The sequence below is a fragment of the Streptomyces milbemycinicus genome, from assembly GCF_002154605.1.
Lineage (GTDB): Bacteria > Actinomycetota > Actinomycetes > Streptomycetales > Streptomycetaceae > Streptomyces > Streptomyces milbemycinicus.
Genome location: NZ_MUNE01000243.1, coordinates 1 through 21,047 on the forward strand (window position 1 = coordinate 1; position 21,047 = coordinate 21,047).

Genomic DNA, 21,047 nt, shown 5'->3' on the forward strand with positions numbered 1-21,047 from the left:
CTCGGCGGCCTCGTACAGCTCACCGGGGATGGACTGCAGCGCCGCCAGATAGATCAGGACCGTGCCGCCCATGTTGGCCCAGGTTGCGACGGCGACCAGGGATATCAGGGCGGTGTCGGCGCCGTTGGTCCAGTTCGAGGTGGGCAGGTGCGCAAAGCGGAGCGCCTCGTTGGCCAGGCCGGCGCCGGGGTCGTAGAACCACTTCCACAGCAGGGCGGTGACCACCGGCGGAATCATCACCGGCAGATAGACCACGACCCGGAAGAAAGCCTTCGCGTGCCGGAGTTCGTTCAGCACCAGTGCCAGTACGAACGGGATCGCGAAGCCGATGAGCAGGGCGAGCAGGGTGAAGGTGAGTGTGTTGCGCCAGGCGGCACCGAACTCGGGGTCGTGCAGGACCCGGGTGAAGTTGGCGGTGCCGACCCACTCGGGCGAGGAGCCCGGTGTGTACTTCTGGAAGGCGATGACCACCGCGCGGATCGCCGGATACCAGGAGAAGAGGGCGAAGCAGAGCAGGCCGCCGAGGAGGAAGGCGTAGGCGCGGGCCTGGTCGTGCAGGCGCCGCCGCCCCCGGCCCGCCACCGGGGGCGGCGCCTGGACGGGCCGTACGGCGATCGCGTCGGCGGGGCGCCGGGCCACGGTCTTCGTCATCGGTGTCAGCTCCGCGCCAGGATGCTGTCGATCTTGCCGGAGGCATCATCGAGAAGCGCGTCGATGTCGGCGTCCTTCTTGGTCAGGACCGCGGAGACGGCTCCGTCGAGGACGGAGTAGATCTGCTGGGCCTTGGGCGGCTCGATCTTCATCCGCAGGTCCTGGTTGCCGTCGAGGAAGGCCCGGTAGTTCTCCACCGGGACATTGGCGTTGGCTATCTTGACCCGCTGGTCCTTGGCGTCGGCGGCGCCGGTGAACAGCCGCGGCTCGGGCAGGCCGACGGGGGCGTCGCGCTTCTTGGCGCGGGCGTAGTCGCCGAGGAAGCCCTTGCCCGGCGTGAGGAACATGTGGTCGAGCCACTTCAGACCGGCTCGGATCTGAGCGGGGGAGTCCCCCTTGTGGAACATGTAGCCGTCGCCGCCGATGAGCGTGCCCTTGCCACCGGGCATGGGGGCGATGGCGAGGTCCTTGTAGTCGCCGCCCTTCTCCTTGACCAGGATCGGGATGTTGTCGGGCGCGGCGAGGTACATGCCGAGCTTGCCGGAGCCCATCATCTGCTGGACATCGTTGAGGATGAGGAGCTGCTTACTGCCCATGGAGTCGTCCACCCAGCGCATATCGTGCAGGTTCTGCAGGACGGCGCGCCCCTCGGGGGTGTCGATGGTCGCCTTCTTGCCGTCGGGGCTGACGACGTCGCCGCCTTGGGAGTACAGCTCCGCCGTGAAGTGCCAGCCGCCCTGGTTCTGCGCGCTGTAGTCCGCGTAGCCGACGGTTCCGCCGCCCAGCTCCGCGATCTTCTTGGCGTCGGCGCGGACTTCGTCCCAGGTCGTCGGCGGCTTGTCGGGGTCGAGGCCGGCCTTCTCGAAGAGCTTGCGGTTGTAGATCAGGCCCATCGAGTAGCCGGTGCGCGGGATGCCGTAGACCTTGCCGTCGACCGTGTAGATGTCGCGCAGTTCCTTCCGGATGGTGTCGTAGCTCTTCAGTTCCTTGAGGTACGGGGTGAGGTCGGCGGCCTGACCGATGTCGACCACGTGCTTGGCGTCGGTGAAGTACGTGTAGAAGACGTTCTCCATCTGGCCGCCGGCGAGCTTGGCGTCGAACGTCTTCGGGTCCTGGCAGGGGAACGCGTCGTGCGCGACAACATCGATGTCCGGGTTCTGCTTTTCGAAGGAGGCGACGTCCTCCGCGAATAACGCGTGGTCGACCCTGGCGCTCTTGGGCGGCATGCAGTTGACGGTGATACGCGTCTTTCCGCTCGCCGCGTCGTTGTCCGAGCCGCATGCGGTGAGGGCAAGGGAGCAGGCACTCAGCACGATGAGGCGACGACGGAACCCGGTGCTTCTCATGGTGGACCCCTCTGGACAGGAGCAGGGAAGCCCCACGCCGGTGGGCGGACCGCACACAGCCGTGGGTGCGTCGCACACTCAAGCACCGTCGACATCGTGCTGCAAGATGTCGCGCAGAAACTGAAAACAATCGACAGGTTCCCGAGTCCGGGTCGAGATCACCCGTGCGGGGCTTGCGCGGTGGAGGCGCGCACCACCAGTTCGGGCTCGAACGGCAACTCCTCGGCCTGTACGGCCAATCCGCTGATCTGCGCGTTCAACAGCTCCACCGCCGCCCTGCCCATGGCCTCGATGGGCTGGCGCACGGTCGTGAGCGGCGGTTCGGTGCAGCTCATGAGAGCGGAGTCGTCGTAGCCGATGACGGACACCTGCGACGGCACGCCGAGCCCCTTGCGGCGCGCGGCCCTGATGGCCCCCAGGGCCAGCGGGTCGCTGGCGCAGACGATGCCCGTGACCCCCCGGTCGATCAGCCGGGAGGCCGCGGCCTGGCCGCCCTCGATCGAGAAGATGGCCCGGGCGACGAACTCGTCCGGCAGATCACCGGCGACGGCTCGGGCGGCGGCCAGCTTGCGGGCCGACGGCATGTGGTCACCCGGCCCGAGCACGAGCCCGATCCGCTCGTGGCCGAGGGAGGTCAGATGGCGCCAGGCCTGCTCCACCGCCACGGCGTCGTCACAGGAGACGCCCGGGAAGCCGAGCTGCTCGATGGCCGCGTTGACCAGCACCACCGGGATGTTGCGGTCGGCGAGCAGCCGGTAGTGACCGTGCTCCGCGTCGGCCTGCGCGTACAGGCCGCCGGCGAACACCACGCCGGAGACCTGCTGTTGCAGCAGCAGAGTCACATAGTCGGCCTCGGAGACCCCGCCCTTGGTCTGTGTGCACAGCACCGGAGTCAGGCCCATCTGGGCCAGTGCCCCACCGATGACCTCGGCGAACGCCGGAAAAATGGGGTTCTGCAGCTCGGGCAGGACCAGTCCGACCAGGCGGGCGCGGTCGCCGCGCAGCTGCGTGGGCCGTTCGTAACCGAGGACGTCCAAGGCGGCCAGCACCGACTGCCGGGTGGCCTCGGACACCCCGGGCTTGCCGTTGAGTACCCGGCTGACCGTGGCCTCGCTGACCCCCACCTTTTTCGCCACTTCAGCAAGTCGTCGCGTCATACACGCAAGAGTATCGCAAGTTATGCAAGTCGCTTGCGTAATTGCTCTATCGACTGCCTCGCCGTCTCCTGAGTGTCGCCAACACGCCAGCCTGGCCCATCATCGGCCCGCTGCTCGGCGGTCTGATGGTGGACACCTCCTGGCTCGGCTGGCGCTGGTGCTTCTTGGTGGCGCTGCCGCTGCAGATGTTGACCGGCGACCAGCGCCGGGCCAAGGAGACCAAGGAGCGGTGGGTTCCGCGGCGGAGTGACGCACAGCGATGGGGCCCGGCCGGTCGGCCGGGCCCCATCCCGTCTCGGATACGGACTTCTCGGATACGGACTTCTCGGTCTCGGATGCGGAGTCAGATCACCGCGGCGCCATGCGCAGGGCGCCGTCGAGCCGGATCGTCTCGCCGTTGAGCATCGGGTTCTCGACGATATGTGCGGCGAGCGAGGCGAACTCCGCGGGGTCGCCGAGCCGGGCCGGATGCGGCACCTGCCGGCCGAGCGCGTCGATCGCGGACCGGGGGAACGGAGCGAACATCGGGGTGTGGAAGAGCCCCGGCGCGATCGTGACCACCCGGATCTTCAGCGATGCGAGGTCACGGGCGATCGGCAGGGTCATACCGATGACACCCGCCTTCGAGGCCGCATAGGCGGCCTGCCCGATCTGGCCGTCGAACGCGGCCACCGAGGCCGCGTTGACGATGACTCCGCGCTCCTCACCGTCGTCCTCGGCCTGAGCGATCCGTGCCGCGGCCAGGCGGATGACGTTGAAGGTGCCGATCAGGTTGACCTGGACGATCTCGTTGAAGGCGTCCAGCGGGAACGGGCCGTCCTTGCCGACGGTCTTGACGGCGTTGCCGGTCCCGGCGCAGTTCACCGCGATACGCAGCGTGCCCAGGCTCGCGGCGAGCTCGATCGCGGCGGAGACATCCTCTTCCCTGGTCACATCGCCGGGAGAGAACACCACGCGCTCACCCAGCTCCGCCGCGATGTCCTTGCCCCGCGCGGATCGGGCGAGGATGACCACCGACGCGCCTCGGTCGTGCAGGTTGCGTACCGTCGCCAGGCCAAGTCCGGACGCACCGCCGGTGACCAGCGCGACACTTCCCCCGATCCGCACGTGTCACTCCAGTTCTGTGTTGTGGCCGTTGCTCTGCCGTAGTGGTCATGCCGCGGTAGTCGTGCCGCGGCGGTGTCGTACGGTCACTCGGTCGGTGCGTGCACCCAGCTCAACCCGTCGGGCGAGGGGATCAGGCCGCCCTCGAACAGCGGCGTCTCGTCCTCGGCGTCCTCGCCGAGCAGCGCCTGCATCTGGACCTTGGAGCCCTCGACCATCGCCTCGCGGACGACCGAGGAGTTCACCAGGTTGCCCCAGCCGCCACCAGTGGTGCCGCCCATCTGGTCGACCGCGTCGGAGAACTCTTTCGAGTGCGACTGCATACGCTCCGCCAGCGCGTCGGCCGAGGTCAGCGCGGCCTCGCCGGAGGAGACACCGCCCACCAGGTCGACGAAGGACTCCAGCTCGGGGCGGCTGGCTTTGGTGACCTTCTTCGCCTGCCAGAAGTAGGAGTTCTCGTCGCGGTGCATCTCGTAGAAGGAGACCAGGAACTCGTAGAAGACGCTGTACTCGCGGCGGTAGCGCGCCTCGAACTCCTGCATCGCCGCGTTCTCCTCGACCACGCCGTCCAACACGCTGTTGATCGACCGGGCGGCCAGCATGCTGCTGTACGTGGCCAGATGCACGCCCGAGGAGAACACCGGGTCGACGAAACAGGCGGCGTCACCGACGAGCATCATGCCCGGGCGCCAGAATGTTGTGTTGTGGTACGAGTAGTCCTTGCGGACCCGGATCTGACCGTACTGGCCCTCGGTGACCCGCTTGGCGGGGGAGAGGAAGTCGGAGATCTTCGGGCACTCGTCGATCAGCGCCTGGAGCGCCTTCTCCGGGTCGCCCTGTATCTTCTCGGCCATCTCCCGGCGGACCACAGCGCCGACGCTGGTCAGCGTGTCGCTCAGCGGGATGTACCAGAACCAGCCGCTCTCGAAGGCGACGCAGAGGATGTTGTAGCGGGTGGGCTCGGGCAGCCGCTTCCCGCCCTCGAAGTAGCCGAACAGCGCCAGGCTGCGGAAGAACTCCGAGTACTCACGCTTGCCGCCGGCCCGCTTGTACAGGCGGCTCTTGTTGCCGGAGGCGTCCACGACGAACTTGGCCGCCGCGTGGCGCTCCACGCCCTGGCTGTCGGTGTACCGAACGCCGGTGACCCGGTCGCCGTCCTCGACGACATCGATGACGTCGCACTCCTCACGCACCTGCGCGCCGACGCGGCGGGCGTTGTTGAGCAGGATCTCATCGAACTTCGAGCGCTCGACCTGGTAGGCGGTGGACGTTGGACCCGCCATCTTCGGCGACACCGAGAACGAGAACGTCCACGGCTCCGGGTTGGCCCCCCAACGGAACGTGCCACCCCGCTTGAGCGGGAAACCCGCCTTCGCCAGCTCGTCCGCGGCGCCGGTCAGCCGGCAGATGCCGTGGATCGTCGACGGCAGCAGCGACTCCCCGATCTGATACCTCGGGAAGGACTCCTTCTCCAGGACGAGCACCGAATGGCCCTTTTTGGCCACGAGCGCGGCCATTGTCGAACCGGCTGGGCCGCCACCCACCACTACGACGTCGAATTCTTCGAAGTTATCCGCGTTATCCATGTTGTCCGCGTTATCCACGTGGTCCACGTGTTTTCCCCATGGTTCTCTCGCTGAGCATGGCGATGTCGTATACGGAGGGCGGTGTCAGGCAACGTATGCCAATGACGTGGGTGGCTGTCAATGTCATGAATTCAACACGCCACGCCGGCCCGGCGCCGACGACGGCATTAAGAGCAGGCGGAAGAGTGTCGGCGTGAGGTTACAGGATGGCCGACGGCAATGTCGACCGAGTTGTGTGGGTACGGGGTTCACGCGGATCCGTTCACCTTCCGTTCGCGAACGTAATTTGCAGCGGATTCAACTAATCCGCTATTACGCTTCGGTTTCGTTCCATTACGCTGAGTTTATTGCATCGAGATCGACTGCGGAGTTAGGCTTCAACAGTTGATGCAGGTCGAGGGGTTGGTGGATGGGATGTCCCCATGGTAGGCCCTGCGCTGCTGTGCGAGATTTGCTCATAACGGGGGTTTGGCAATGTCTACGCAGTTCCTGCGATCGTATTCCGCTGTGCCGGAAAGTGTCCGCTTTCTGATGTGCTGGGTTGTTCTGCTCTGACGTTTTAGTCGCTCTTTGCAGTGTTGGCCTATTTCCTGCTGTGAACTCGGGGTCCGCTGCTTTTTTCGGCGCTGTACCGCCAATTGTCAGGCATATTCCGCGTACGTACTGAAAATCCCTGGGGCGCCGGTTCGACGCTCTTCTGGGATGGATTACGACTCTCCTGGGGAAGAGATGCCAACAACCGGCTCGTCGACGTTCAGTGAGACTTTTACCGTCACCGCCGACAATCCTCTGCTCAGCGATCACCGCGTGTACGGGCGCACCCTCCTCCCAGGCGTCGGATATGTGGATCTGGTGCTCCAGGTTCTCGCCCGGCACGGTCATGCGATGCCGGACGTCGAACTGCGCAACCTCACCATTCTCGCGCCGCTTGTCGCGGGCCCCGGCGAGCAGATTCTCACCACCGTGGGGGCGAGCCCGGCGCCCGCCGGGGGCTCGCGGATCGAGGTCCGCAGCCGACGCCCCCAGGACAGCGCGGACGTAGCGCACGCCATGGTCACCGCGCACCGGCGGCCCGCGCCCGACTTCGGCGGGCGGCGGCTGTCCCTGCCGCTGACGGGAGCCGAGCGGCTTCTGTCCATCGCCGATGTCTACGCCTGGGTCCGCGAGCGCGAGCTGGTCCACTCGGGCCTGATGAAGGTCGGCGGCATGGTGCACCACCGCGCCGCCGACTCGGTCGTGGCGCTGGAGCTCCCCCAGGAACACTCGGGCAGCGCGCCCAACTTCCTCTTCCACCCGGCGCTGTTCGAAGCGGGGCTGCTCGGCGGCGGCGTGGGCATGCATGTGCTGGACGAGGAACACCAGGGCGATGACCTCTATCTGCCGCTGGTGTTCGAGTCGTTCCGGGCCATCGCGCCGCTTGGCCCGCGCTGCTTCGTACGGGTGCCGGCCGCTTCGGCACGCCGGGAGGACGAACTCTTCCGGTTGGCGGTCGAGTTCTACGACGAGACCGGTGCGCAGATCGCGGAGATCGGGCAGCTGGTGGCCAAGCGGGTCCGGGCGGCGGAGTCCCTGGACGTCCGGGACGGGTCCCGCTCGGCCGCGGTGACCACCACCCCCGCGCAGATGGTGTCCCTGGTGCCCCAGCTGGAGAACCGTCTGACTCTGTCGGCTGGGTCGAGGGCAGCCGCACGTCGCCCCGCACCACCGTCGGCACACTGGCCGCCCGGATGCAGCCGCTGCCGGGCGGCGTACGGATGAGCGCCGTGGCCGCCGCCGAGGTGCGCGAGCTGGAAGCCACGCTGGTGCACGCCGAAGGGCTCGGCTGCCGGGTGGCGGCCACCTGGTCCCAGGACCGGCCCGACGGCCTCGACCTGGTCGTCGGCCGGGACGAACTGCCCCCGGCGCGCGCCCGCGTCCCCTGCCGCGGCGCGCCCCTGGCGAACAGCCCGCAGATCGGCCGTATGGGCTCGTCCATGGCCCGCGAGTCCTACGTCGCGCCCCGCACCGAGACACAGAAAACGCTGTGCCGTCTGGTCGCCGGAGTGCTCGGTCTCAAGCGGGTGGGGCTCCAGGACAACTTTTATGTGCGCCGGGACGGGGCGGTACTGCAGCGGGTGAACGACGGCGTGGACATCGACGTGCCTGTCCTGCCCTTCGACGGCGGCGATGTCGCCGAATGGCTACGGGCCGAACGGGCGCGCCCCTTCGCCCCCGGCGACCCCTGCCAGCAGGCGGAGCTGGACCGCCGGCGGAGCTACTGGTGCACCCGGCTGGCCGGTCTGCCCGGTTGCCTGTCGCTGCGCACCGACTACCCGCGGCCCGCGGTGAAGTCCTACCAGGGCTCATCGGCGGAGCTGCGGCTCAACCTGATCCCGGCCTCGGGCGGCGGAGGCGGCGGTCCCATCGCTGTTGCAGCCTTCGAGGTGCGGCCGGTGCCAGTCGAGTCCGGCACCGCGAAGTTCGACCTGAACCTGATGGTGCAGGAGACCGAGGCCGGGCCGACCGGCTACCTGGAGTACAGCGCGGACCTGTTCGCGGCCGACCCGGAGGCCGACCTGGCCGGGCTGCGGGCCCGCGCGGACCGGCCGCGGAGCGAGGGAGGCGTCGGGTGAGCGACCCGGTCCGTTACGAGGCGGTCTTAACCCACGGCGCGGCAGCCACGTACCCGGCAGCCGCGCACGGCCCGGCCCTGCCCCAGAGCTCGGCCGAGCGCGCGGTCGCCGTGGTCGGTATGTCCTGCCGGGTCCCGGGCGCCGAGGACGTCCATGGCTTCTGGCGGCTGCTGCACGACGGCGTGGACGCGATCACCGACGCCCCCGCCGACCGGTGGGACCCAGGCGCCGTACCGGACGAGCTGGACACGCCCGGGCTGCGGCGGGGCGGCTTCCTCGACCGGGTGGCCGACTTCGACAGCGAGTTCTTCGCCATCTCCCCGCGTGAGGCCGCGGCCATGGACCCGCGGCAGCGGCTGGCCCTGGAGCTGAGCTGGGAGGCGCTGGAGGACGCGGGCGTCGTGCCGGAGACGCTGCGCGGCGGTTCCACCGCGGTCTTCCTCGGCGCCACCGGGGACGACTACGCCTCGCTCGTCCACCGGTCCGGCACGGATGCCGTGTCCCACCACTCCCTGCCGGGGCTCAGCCGGGGCCTGATCGCCAACCGGGTCTCCTACCAGTTCGGCTTCCGCGGGCCGAGCCTCGCCGTCGACACCGCGCAGTCCTCCTCCCTGGCCGCCGTCCACCTGGCCTGCGAGAGCCTGCTCTCGGGCGCCACCGGGCTCGCCCTGGCCGGCGGCGTACATCTGAACCTGGTCCCGGAGGGAGCCCTCGCCTTCGCGCGCGCGGGCGCGTTCTCCCCGGACGGCCGCTGCTACACCTTCGACGCGCGGGCCAACGGGTTCGTACGGGGCGAGGGCGGCGGCATCGTCGTCCTCAAGCGCCTCGCGGACGCCGTCGCCGACGGCGATCCGATCTCCTGCGTGCTGCTCGGCAGCGCACTGAACAATGACGGCGGCGGCCCGGGGCTGACCGTTCCCGACGGCGACGCGCAGGAGGCCCTGCTGCGGCAGGCGTACGCGCAGGCGGAGATCGAGCCGGGGCGCGTGCGCTACGTCGAGTTGCATGGCACCGGCACACGGGTCGGCGACCCGATCGAGGCGGCCGCCCTCGGGTCGGTGTTCGGCCAGGAGCGCGACGACGCCGAGCCGTTGCTCGTCGGGTCGGTCAAGACCAACATCGGCCACCTCGACGGCGCCTCCGGGGTCGTCGGGCTGATCAAGGTCGCGCTGTCGCTGCGGCACGCGGCCATTCCGGCGAGCCTGAACTTCACCGCACCGAACCCGTCGATCCCGATGGATCGCTGGAAGATCCGGGTGAACGACACCACCGGCCGGTGGCCGGACGGCCCCCGGCTCGCCGGGGTCAGCTCGTTCGGTATCGGCGGCACGAACTGCCATGTGGTCGTCGCCGAAGGCCCCACCGCCGCCGCACCGCGCAATCCCCTCGCCGCCGACGCTGCCGCGGACTCCTCGGAGCCGGAGCGGACGCCGGTGCCGGTACCCGTGTACGGGCGCTCGGAGGCGGCGCTCCGGGCCCAGGCGGAGCGGTTGCACGCATGGGTGGCGTCCCGTCCGGACCTGTCCCCGGCCGACGTCGGCTTCTCCGCCGCCACCACCCGATCGGTGCTGGATCACCGTGGTGTGGTCATCGCCGCCGACCGCGCCGAGTTGCTGGAGGGCCTGGCCGCGCTGGCGGCGGGCGAGCCCGCGGCCAATGTGGCGCGAGGCTCCGCGGCCGGCGGAACCGGTGTGGTGTGGGTGTTCCCGGACCAGGTGCCGCACGGGTTCGGGGCGATATCCGAACTGTGGGAAGCCTCCGCCGCGTTCGCCGCGCGCATGGACGAATGCGAGCGGCTGCTGGGCGACCTGACCGACTGGTCGCTGCGGGACGTCCTGACCGACGAGACCGCCCTGGCCCGGGCGGAGGTCGCACGGCCGGCGCTGTTCGCGGCGATGGTCTCGCTGGCCGGGATGTGGCGCTCGGCGGGGATCGAGCCGTCCGCCGTGGTGGGCCAGGAGCTGGGGGAGCTCGCCGCGGCGTGTGCGGCCGGCGCGACGCCGCTTGCGGACGGGCTGCGGCTGGTGGTCGAGCGCAGCCGCGCCGTTGCGGCCGGGGACCTCGAACCTGGGACGACGGTTGACGAGTCCGCCGGGTGGGAGGAGGCCATTCGGGCGCGGGCCGAGGACGGACACCGGGCCTTCGTGGAGATCAGCCCGCACCCCGTGCTGACCACGGCCATCCGGCAGCTCGCGGACGGCGCGCTGGTCCGGGGCACGCTGCACGGTGACGAGGAGCCGGTCCGGCGGCTGCTGTCGTCCATGGCCGCGTTACACGTCCAGGGTGTCGCGGTGGACTGGCGGCCGATGCTCGACGGGGGCCGTACGGTCGACCTGCCCACCTACGCCTTCCAGCGGCAGCCTCACTGGGCCACCGGGAGCACCCTCGCCCCGACCACGCCACGGCGGGAGGCGGCACCGGAGGCCGAGCCGGTTTCCGAGCGGGCAACCGGCCTGGCGGAGCAGGATCTGGCGGCGCGGGACCTGGGCGAGCAGGATCTGTGGGAGCTGGTTCGAGCGCAGGCGGCGGACCTTCTCGGCTACGAGGAGCCGCGGTCGGTCGAGGACGACCGCGCCTTCGAGGACATCGGGTTCGACTCGGTGACGGCGGTCGACTTCGGCAACCGGCTGAGCCTCGCGACGGGTCTGCAACTCCCGGACACCCTGCTCTTCGACTACCCGACACCACGGCTGCTGGTGGAGCATCTGCACGAGGAACTGTCGGGGCGGGACCTGGCCGACGACGCGGCGGCCGCACGCGAGGAGGCAGCCGGGCGATCCGCCACGGATGACGACGCGATCGCGATCGTCGGCATGGCCTGCCGGTATCCGGGGGGCGTGGCCTCGTTAGAGGACCTGTGGCGGCTGGTCTCCGACGGAGTGGACGCCATCTCGGAGTTCCCGGAGGACCGGGGCTGGAGCCTGGACGACGGTGCCACGGGCGGCCCGCACACCGGCGGCTTTCTCTCGGACGCCACCCGCTTCGACGCCGGGTTCTTCCGGATCAGCCGGCGTGAGGCGCTGGCCATGGACCCGCAGCAGCGGCTGTTGCTGGAGGTGTCATGGGAGGCGCTGGAGCGGGCGAGGCTCGATCCGGCGGCCCTGCGCGGCAGCCGGACGGCGGTGTTCGTCGGCGTCATGGGCCAGGACTACGTACCGCGTCTGCACGAGACGGCGGAGGGTTTCGCCGGACACGCCCTGACCGGCGGCGCGCCGAGTGTCGCGTCGGGCCGGGTGGCCTACGTGTTCGGCTTCGAGGGCCCGGCGGTGAGCGTCGACACGGCGTGTTCATCATCGCTCGTGGGGTTGCATCTGGCGGCGCAGGCGTTGCGGGCGGGGGAGTGTTCGCTGGCGCTGGCCGGTGGGGCCACGGTGATGTCCACCCCGGGCATGTTCGTGGAGTTCTCGCGGCAGGGCGGGCTGTCACCGGACGGCCGGTGCAAGGCGTTCTCGGATGCCGCCGATGGCACGGGGTGGGCCGAGGGCGTGGGGATGCTGGTGCTGGAGCGGTTGTCGGACGCGCGGCGCAACGGGCATCGGGTGCTGGCGGTGGTGCGGGGTTCGGCGGTCAACCAGGACGGCGCGTCGAATGGTCTGTCCGCGCCGAACGGGCCTTCACAGCAACGGGTGATCAGCCAGGCGCTGGCCGGGGCCGGACTGTCGGCGGCGGACGTCGATGCGGTGGAGGCGCACGGCACCGGCACCCGGCTCGGCGACCCGATCGAGGCGCAGGCGATCATGGCGACGTACGGCCAGGGCCGTGAGCGGCCGCTGTGGCTGGGGTCGTTGAAGTCGAACATCGGTCATGCGCAGGCGGCGGCGGGTGTCGGCGGTGTGATCAAGATGGTGATGGCGATGCGCGCCGGTGTTCTTCCGGCGACGTTGCATGTGGATGAGCCGTCCTCGCATGTGGACTGGTCGGCGGGGGCGGTGGAGCTGCTGATGGAGCGGCGGGCGTGGCCGGTGGTGGATCGGCCGCGTCGGGCGGGTGTCTCGTCGTTCGGGATCAGCGGGACCAACGCGCATGTGATCGTGGAGCAGGCACCGCCCGACGAGCCCGGGGATGTTGCCCCGGTGGCGGACGGCCCGGTGCCTGTGGTGGTGTCGGCGAGGTCCGAGGCCGCGTTGCGGGCTCAGGCGGCCCGGCTGCGGGAGTGGGTGGCCGCCGACCCCGAATTGGGCTTGGCCGATGTGGGCTATTCGTCGGTGACGACGCGGTCGGCGCTGGAGCACCGTGCCGCGGTAGTGGCCGCGGACCGCGAAGAGCTGCTGGCGGGCCTGACCGCCCTGGCAGCCGGGGAGCAGTCCCCGGACGCTCCCGCCGCCACCCCCGCGGCCGGCCGGACCGCGTTCCTTTTCACCGGAGGTGGCGCCCAGCGGCTCGGTATGGGACGCGAACTGGCGGCGGCGTTTCCGGTCTTCGCCGAGGCGCTGGACGAGGTCTGCGCCGAACTCGATCTGCACCTGGACCGGCCGCTGCGTGAGGTGATGTTCGCCGAACCGGGCAGCGCGGAGGCCGCGTTGCTCGACCGCATCGGCTGGATGCAGACGGCCATCTTCGCCTTTCAGGTGGCGCTGTTCCGGCTGGTGATGTCGTGGGGGGTCACGCCCGACTTCGTGGCCGGCCACTCCACCGGCGAACTCGCCGCGGCCCACGTGGCGGGGGTGCTGTCGCTGCCCGACGCGTGTGTGCTGGTGACCGCGCGCGGCCGGTTGCAGCAGAACCTCCCGCCCGGCGGCGCCATGGTGGCGCTGGGCGTCCCCGAGGCCGATGTGCTGCCGCTGCTGGGCGACCGGGTGTCGATCGCGGCGGTGAACGGCCCCTCGTCGATCGTCATCGCCGGCGACGAGGACGCGGTGCTCGACATCGCCGGCCGGATGGAGGCCGAAGGACGCCCGGTCAAGCGGCTGCGGATCTCACACGCCTCGCACTCGCCCCGGATGGACCCGATGCTGCCCGAGTTCCGGGCCGTGGCGGAGAGGCTTACGTTCCATGAACCGGTGATCCGGATGACGACGTCGGAGCCGCAGACGCCGGAGCGCTGGGTGCGCCATGTGCGGGGCACCGTGCGGTTCGCCGACGACGTCGACTGGCTGGTCGAACAGGGCGTCACCGCGTTTGTGGAGGTGGGGCCGGACGCCGCGCTGGTCCCCATGATCGAGGAGTGTCTGGACGGCCGTGACGCCGTGGTGGTCCCGCTGCAGCGGCGCGACCGCGGCGAGCCGCGCGAGGCGATGCGGGCCCTGGCCCGCCTCTGCGTCCACGGCGTCGCCATGGATCTGCCGGGAATGCTGTCCGGCGGACGCTCCGTGGACCTGCCGACGTACGCCTTCCAGAGCGAGCGGTACTGGCTGGACGCCACCGCCGGACAGCCGTTGCTGGGACACCCGGTGGAACTGGCCGACGGCGGCGTGCTGCTGTCGGGCCGGCTGTCCCTGGGGACGCGCCCCTGGCTGACCGACCACCGTGTCCTCGGCCGGGCCGTGGTGCCGGGCACGGCCCTGCTGGAGATGGCCCTGGGCATCGGCGACGTGGTGGACGAGCTGACGATGCTGACGCCCCTGGTGGTGCCCGAGCGGGGCGAGGTCGAGGTGCAGCTGACGGCGGCCGCGCCCGACGAGTCCGGCCGGCGCCAGTTCCGTGTCCACGGCCGCCTCGACGGGGAGTGGCAGCTGCACGCCACGGGTCAGGTGGGGCCGTCCGACCCCGGTTCCGCATCCGCGGCAGCCGTGCTGACCGCGTGGCCGCCGGCCGGGGCGACGCCGGTGGAGCACGACAGCTGGTACGAGGAGCTGGCCGGGCGGGGTCTGGAGTACGGCCCGGCGTTCCGGAATCTGCGGGCGGTGTGGCGGGACGGCGACGACCTCTTCGTCGAGGTGTCCCTCCCGGGCGAGGCCGGCCCGTTCGCCGTTCATCCGGCGCTGCTCGACGCGGTGCTCCACCCGCTGGTGGCGGCGTACGCCGCCGGCCCCCTGATGCCGTTCTCGTGGCTGGGCGTACGGCCGGCCCGGGTGGGCGCGACCCAGTTGCGCGTACGGATCACGTCCACGGGCGAGAACCGAGCGTCGCTGACGGTCGCCGACGGCAGCGGCCTCGAGGTGCTGTCGGCCGACTCCCTCATGCTGCGACCGCTGGACGCGCGGCGGTTCGATCCGAAGCTGTTCCACGTCGAATGGCGTGAGGTTGCCATGTCGGGCGCCATGTCGGGCGACACGTCGGCCGACGCCACGGTGCTGTCCGTGCGGCCGGGTACGTCCGATGTGCCCGAGGACGCCAGGGCGACCGCGGAGTCCGTGCTCAAACAGGTGCAGGACTGGTTGCGGGACCACGACGACGACTCGGCGAGGCTCACGGTGGTGACCCGCCGCGCCGTGGCCGTGGAGCCGGGCGAGGACGTGGATCTGGCCGCCGCCACCGTGTGGGGCCTGCTGCGCCCCGTACAGACCGAGTTCCCCGGGCGCGTCGTACTGGTGGACACGGACGGTGAGATCACCGCTGACGCGCCGCCGTCCGCGGCCGAGCCGCAGCTCGCCCTGCGGTCGGGCCGGGCCTTCACGCCTCGGCTCGCCCGTGGCTCCGTTCCCGCGGCCGACCCCGACCGGCAGCCGCTCGATCCCGCCGGGACCGTACTGATCACCGGTGGCACCGGCGGGCTCGGCGCAGCCGTCTCCCGCTGGCTGGTGGCCCGCCACGGCGTACGGCATCTGCTGCTGGTCAGCCGCGGCGGCAAGGCCCCGGACGACCTGGTGGCGGAGTTGACCGCGGCGGGCGCGTCCGTCTCGGTGGCCGCCTGCGATGTCACCGACCGCGCCGCGCTGGCGGAGGTCATCGCGGCCGTTCCGGTCTCGGCGCCGCTGCGCGCCGTCATCCACGCGGCGGGGGCCATGGAGGACGCCGCCGCGCTGTCGCTCACACCGGACCGGCTGCACGCGGTGCTCTCGCCCAAGGTCGACGGGGCCTGGCAGCTGCACGAGCTGACCCGCGATCTGGACCTGTCGGCGTTCGTGCTGTTCTCCTCGGTCACGGCCACGGTCGGATTCGCCGGTCAGGCGAACTATGCCGCGGCCAATGCCTTCCTCGACGGCCTCGCCCACCGTCGGCGCGCGCTGGGACTGCCCGCGGTCTCGCTCGGCTGGGGGCTCTGGGAGCGGAGCACCGGCCTCACCGAACGGCTCGGCGAGGCCGACAAGGAGCGGGTCCGCCGGATGGGCATACGACAGCTGCGCACCGACGACGGCCTGGCCCTGCTCGACCTGGGGCTGTCCGCGGACCGGGCCCATCTGGTGCCCGCCTGGGTCGATCTGTCCGGGCCCGACATCGACCCGCCGGCCATCCTCCGTGGCCTGGCCCCGGCCGGCTCCTCCGGTGGCAGAAAGCGGGAACGCGCGCTGTCGTCGTCGGACGCGGCGACGGGGGACGCTCCGCAGACCCTGCGGGACCGGCTGCTCACCATGGCCCAGCACGACCGGGAGTTGACGGTGCGGCGGGTGGTGCAGGCCGAGATCGCGACCGTACTCCGCAGGTCGGGGCCGGGCACCGTGCCACCCGACCGCGGCTTCATGGACCTGGGCTTCGATTCGCTGACCGCGCTGGAGCTGCGGCAACGGCTCGGGGCGCTCACCGGGCTGAAGCTACCGCCCACCATGATCTTCAACCATCCGACTCCGGGGGCCCTGGCGCAGCACCTGCTGCAACAGCTCGTACCGGACGAGCCACCCGCCGAACAGCCGCCGCCACCCACCGATCAGCCCTCGGTGCTGGCCGAGCTGGACCGGCTGGCGGTCAGCATGGCCGCCGTCGGGGACGAGAGCGTGCGATCGGCCGCCACCGAGCGCCTGTGGGAACTGCTGGCGGCGGTGACCGCCGGATCGGATGTGGCGGAGCCGTTGACCGACCTGGAAATCGTGTCGGCGGGCGAAGAGGAGTTGTTCGCCTTGATCGACGATGAGCTGGGGGACCTTCAACCGTGAGCAACGAGAAGCTGCTTGACTACCTCAAGCGCGTCACCGCCGAACTGCGTCAGACCCGCGGCAGGCTGGCCGAGCTCGAGGCGTCCGCCCCGGAGCCGATCGCGATCGTGGGCATGGCCTGCCGGTTTCCGGGAGGTGTGGCCTCGCCCGAGGACCTGTGGCAGCTGGTCCACGACGGGGTGGACGCCGTTTCTGAGTTCCCCCGGGACCGGGGCTGGGACCTCGACGCGCTGTACGACCCCGACCCGGAGCAGACCGGCACCAGCCTGACCCGGCACGGCGGATTCCTGCACGACGCGGCGGAGTTCGACGCCGGCTTCTTCGGCATGTCGCCGCGCGAGGCGTTGGCCACCGACCCGCAGCAGCGGCTGCTGCTCCAGGCGTCGTGGGAGGCGCTGGAGCGGGCGAGCATCGCCCCGTCCTCGTTGCGCGGCAGTCGGACCGGTGTCTTCACCGGCGTGATGTACAGCGACTACGGGACGCGGCTGGTGCGGGACACCGGCGGCTACGAGGGTCAGCTGATGACCGGCAGCCTCCCGAGCGTGGCGTCGGGCCGGGTGGCCTACACCTTCGGTTTCGAGGGCCCGGCGGTGAGTGTCGACACGGCGTGTTCCTCGTCATTGGTGGCATTGCACCTGGCGGCGCAGGCGTTACGGGCGGGGGAGTGTTCGCTCGCACTGGCCGGTGGGGTCACGGTGATGTCCACGCCGCGGACCTTCGTGGAGTTCTCGCGGCAGCGTGGAGTGTCGCCCGACGGGCGGTGCAAGGCGTTCTCGGACGCGGCCGACGGCGCCGGGTGGGCCGAGGGAGTCGGGATGCTGGTGCTGGCGCGGCTGTCGGACGCGCGGCGCAACGGGCACCGGGTGCTGGCGGTGGTACGGGGCTCGGCGGTCAACCAGGACGGCGCCTCCAGCGGTCTGACGGCGCCGAACGGACCGTCGCAGCAGCGGGTCATCCAGGACGCGCTGGCCTCGGCGGGGCTGTCCCCGGTGGAGGTCGACACGGTCGAGGCGCATGGCACCGGGACCCGGCTGGGCGACCCGATCGAGGCGCAGGCGCTGCTGGCGACATACGGGCAGGAGCGGACGGAGCCGCTGTGGCTGGGGTCGTTCAAGTCGAACATCGGTCATGCGCAGGCGGCGGCGGGTGTCGGCGGTGTGATCAAGATGGTGATGGCGATGCAGGCCGGTGTTCTTCCGGCGACGTTGCATGTGGATGAGCCGTCGTCGCATGTGGACTGGTCGGCGGGGGCGGTGGAGCTGCTGACGGAGCGGCGGGCGTGGCCGGTGGTCGATCGGCCGCGGCGGGCGGGTGTCTCGTCGTTCGGGATCAGCGGGACCAACGCGCATGTGATCGTGGAGCAGGCACCGCCCGACGAGCCTGGGGATGTTGCCCCGGTGGCGGACGGCCCGGTGCCGGTGGTGGTGTCGGCCAGGTCCGAGGCCGCGTTGCGGGCTCAGGCGGCCCGGCTGCGGGAGTGGGTGGCCGCCGATGCCGAGTTGGGCCCGGCGGATGTGGGCTATTCGTCGGTGACGACGCGGTCGGCGCTTGAGCACCGTGCCGCGGTGGTGGCCGCGGACCGCGAAGAGCTGCTGGCGGGCCTGACCGCCCTGGCGGCCGGGGAGGCGTCCCCCGATGTGGTCGAGGGCGCCGTCGTGCCGGAGTCCGGCATGGTGTGGGTGTTTCCCGGCCAGGGATCGCAGTGGGCCGGGATGGCCCGCGGGCTGAGCGAGACGTTCCCGGTGTTCGCGGAGCGGCTGGAGGAGTGTGAGCGGCTGCTGAGCGCCCACGTCGACTGGTCGCTACGGGAAGTCCTCGAGGACGAGGAGGCGCTGGCGCGGGTCGATGTCGTACAACCCGCGCTGTGGGCGGTGATGGTGTCCCTCGCCGAGGTGTGGCGCTCGCTCGGTCTTGAGCCGTCGGCCGTCGTCGGCCACTCGCAGGGCGAGATCGCCGCCGCGTGCGTGGCCGGAGCGCTGTCCCTCGCCGACGGCGCGCGGATCTCCGCCCTGCGCAGCCGGGCCCTGCGCGCCCTGGCCGGTCGCGGCGGCATGCTGTCGATCGTCGCGTCGGAGCCCTGGGTCCGTGAACAGCTGGAGCCGTTCGGCGACCGGGTGTCGATCGCCGCGGTGAACGGCCCGAACACGGTGGTGGTGTCGGGTGACCGGGAGGCGCTGGACGGGCTGATCGACGAGTGGAGCGGCGAGGAGGTGCGGGTGCGGCGGATCGCCGTGGATTACGCCTCGCACTCCGCCCATGTCGAGGAGATTCGCGAGGAGTTGTTGGCGGGGCTTGCGCCGGTCGCCCCGCGTGCGGTGGAGGTGCCGTTCTTCTCCACGGTGACCGCGGGCCGGCTCGACACCGGGGAGCTGGACTCCGGCTACTGGTACCGGAACCTTCGCGAGCCGGTGCGGTTCGAGGCGGCGGTGCGCGCCCTGGCGGACGACGGCCACGGCGTGTTCCTCGAGGTCAGTCCCCACCCCCTGCTGACGATGGCGATCGGTGACACCGTGGCGTCCGCGGTGGCGCAGGGCACGCTGCGCCGCGAGGAGGACCCGATCCGGCGGCTGCGGCTGTCCGTGGCCGCGCTGCACGCGAGCGGTGTCCCGGTCGACCTGCGCCCGGTGGTCGGGTCCGGCCGCGTCGTGGAGCTGCCGACGTACGCCTTCGAGCGCAAGCCGTACTGGCTGGTGGAGCCGGAACCCCTGCTGGGCGCGGCCGTCGAGCTGGCGGACGGCGACCAGAAGGTCCTGGCCGGGCGGCTGTCGCTGGGTACCCACCCGTGGCTGGGCGATCACCGCGTACGCGGCCAGGCCGTGGTGCCGGGGACCGCGCTGCTGGAGATGGCGCTCCAGGCCGGGGCCGAGGTGGACGAACTGACCATGCAGGCGCCCGTGGTGGTCCCCGACCAGGGTGAGGTCGAGATCCAGCTGCGCGTGGGCACCGCCGACGACGGGGGCTACCGGCCGCTGCGGCTGCACAGCCGGGTCCAGGGCTTTGACTGGCGGCTGCACGCGACCGGCGCCGTCGTCGACCGCGGCGGGCCCGCGGACGCGACGGGCCTCGGGGAGTGGCCGCCGCCGGCCGCCGAGCCGGTGGACCTGTCCGACTGGTACGACGACCGCGAGGCCCGAGGCATTCAGTACGGGCCGGGCTTCCGCGGTCTGCGCCGGCTGTGGCGGTACGGCGAAGAGCTGTTCGCCGAGGTCTCCCTGGCCGCGCCGATCCGCCCCGCACTGCTCGACGCCGCCCTGCACGCCCTGGACATGACGACGCCCGCGCTGCCGTTCTCCTTCAGCGGCGCCCGCTGGCTGGACCAGGACGCGGCGGCGGAGCTGACGAGCCTGAGGGCGCGGATCACCCCGTGCTCGGACGGCGCGGTCGCCGTGTACCTCACCGACGGCATCGGACGGGGCGTCCTGTCGGTCGACTCGCTGACGCTGCGCCCGATCGGCGCCCCGACACACGACGGCTCGCTGTTCGAACTCGGCTGGATCGCCGCACGCGCCGAAGGAACCGCCGACGTCGCCGACGTCACGGTCCTGCGCTGCCCGGCCGGCGACGGCGACACGCCGTCCCGGCTGCAGGAGGTGACCTCCCGGCTCCTCGGCGACCTCCAGTCGTGGCTCACCGGCGCGGAGAGCGACGACTCGCGCCTGGTGGTGGCGACCACCGGCGGCGCGGCGGATCCGGTCACGGCCGCGGTGTGGGGCCTGGTGCGCTCCGCCCAGACGGAGAACCCGGACCGGATCGTGCTCGTCGACATCGACAACACCGGCAACACCGGCGACGCCGACGATATGGACGGTCTGTCGCAGGCGCTGCCGAGCGTGCTGGCGTGCGGCGAGCCGCAGGTCCTGGTGCGCGGTGCCGAGCTGCGCGTACCGCGGCTCGTACACGCCGGGGTGCCGGTGACCCAGACTCCGGCGCTGACCGACGGCACGGTGCTGATCACCGGGGCGTCGGGCACGCTGGGCGGGCTCGTGGCGCGGCATCTGGTGACCGAGGGCGGGGTCCGCGACCTGGTGCTGGTCAGCCGTAGTGGAGCGGTGGCGCTCGCCGAGGAGCTGACCGAGCTGGGCGCGTCGGCCTCCTCGGTGGTCTGCGACACCGGTGACCGTGACGCGCTCGCCGCGGTGCTCGCGGAGATACCACGGGACAGGCCGCTGCGCGCCGTCGTGCACACCGCCGGGACCCTCGACGACGGTGTGATCGGTTCGCTGACGCCGGACCGGCTGCGGTCCGTCCTGGCGGCCAAGGCCGACGGCGCCTGGCATCTGCACGAGCTGACCCGCGATCTGGACCTGTCGGCGTTCGTGTTGTTCTCCTCCGTCGCCGCCACGCTGGGCACCGCGGCGCAGGGCAACTACGCCGCCGCGAACGGGTTCCTCGACGGGCTGGCCCGGCACCGCTGTGACCTCGGCCTGCCGGCGGTGTCGCTGGGCTGGGGGCTGTGGGCGGAGCGCAGCGGCCTGACCGGCCGGCTCGACGAGGCCGACCTGGCGCGGCTCGGCGAGGCCGGGGTGCGCGCGATGGACACCGAAGTGGCGCTGGCGCTGTTCGACGTCGCCCTCGGCGCGGACCGTCGGGTCCAGGTGCACGGGCAGCAGATGGGCGCGGT

Annotated in this window: 9 protein-coding genes; 4 read left to right on the forward strand and 5 right to left on the reverse strand. The window is 71.3% G+C overall.

The window, feature by feature from the left end:
* The 5 genes from CCN51_RS20365 to CCN51_RS20390 form a co-directional block, all read right to left on the reverse strand.
* Window positions 1-651 (reverse strand): carbohydrate ABC transporter permease (locus CCN51_RS20365; protein ID WP_086859950.1); only part of this gene is annotated, 651 nt, incomplete at its 3' end.
* Window positions 652-656: 5 nt separating this feature from the next.
* Window positions 657-1,997, reverse strand: a complete 1,341-nt coding sequence (locus CCN51_RS20370) for an ABC transporter substrate-binding protein (protein ID WP_014173279.1) — start codon at window positions 1,995-1,997, stop codon at window positions 657-659.
* Between the two features lie 158 nt (window positions 1,998-2,155).
* A complete protein-coding gene (locus CCN51_RS20375) occupies window positions 2,156-3,154 on the reverse strand; it encodes a LacI family DNA-binding transcriptional regulator (protein WP_014173278.1) in 999 nt (332 codons plus the stop codon).
* A 348-nt stretch (window positions 3,155-3,502) separates the two neighbouring features.
* Window positions 3,503-4,261: a 3-hydroxyacyl-CoA dehydrogenase gene (locus CCN51_RS20385; RefSeq protein WP_014173277.1), complete on the reverse strand. Its 759-nt coding sequence runs from the start codon at window positions 4,259-4,261 to the stop codon at window positions 3,503-3,505.
* Window positions 4,262-4,344: 83 nt separating this feature from the next.
* Window positions 4,345-5,844 carry a tryptophan 7-halogenase gene (locus tag CCN51_RS20390; RefSeq protein ID WP_043488723.1) on the reverse strand — a complete coding sequence of 500 codons (1,500 nt, stop codon included), beginning with the start codon at window positions 5,842-5,844 and terminating at the stop codon, window positions 4,345-4,347.
* Between the two features lie 729 nt (window positions 5,845-6,573).
* On the opposite strand from CCN51_RS20390, the gene CCN51_RS20395 reads away from it, so the two are divergent.
* From CCN51_RS20395 to CCN51_RS20410, 4 genes are all read left to right on the forward strand, one after another.
* Window positions 6,574-7,602, forward strand: a complete 1,029-nt coding sequence (locus CCN51_RS20395; RefSeq protein WP_043486055.1) for a polyketide synthase dehydratase domain-containing protein — start codon at window positions 6,574-6,576, stop codon at window positions 7,600-7,602.
* On the forward strand, window positions 7,572-8,456 hold the full coding sequence (locus tag CCN51_RS20400; protein WP_014173274.1) for a condensation domain-containing protein: 885 nt from the start codon (window positions 7,572-7,574) through the stop codon (window positions 8,454-8,456). The genes CCN51_RS20395 and CCN51_RS20400 overlap by 31 nt, the downstream gene beginning before the upstream one ends.
* The gene (locus CCN51_RS20405; protein WP_086859951.1) at window positions 8,453-16,426 is read left to right on the forward strand and encodes a type I polyketide synthase; all 7,974 of its coding nucleotides are present in this window, start codon (window positions 8,453-8,455) and stop codon (window positions 16,424-16,426) included. Before CCN51_RS20400 ends, CCN51_RS20405 begins: the two co-directional genes overlap by 4 nt.
* On the forward strand, window positions 16,423-21,047 hold a 4,625-nt coding region (locus CCN51_RS20410), incomplete at its 3' end, for a type I polyketide synthase (protein ID WP_143675854.1). The genes CCN51_RS20405 and CCN51_RS20410, both read left to right, overlap by 4 nt.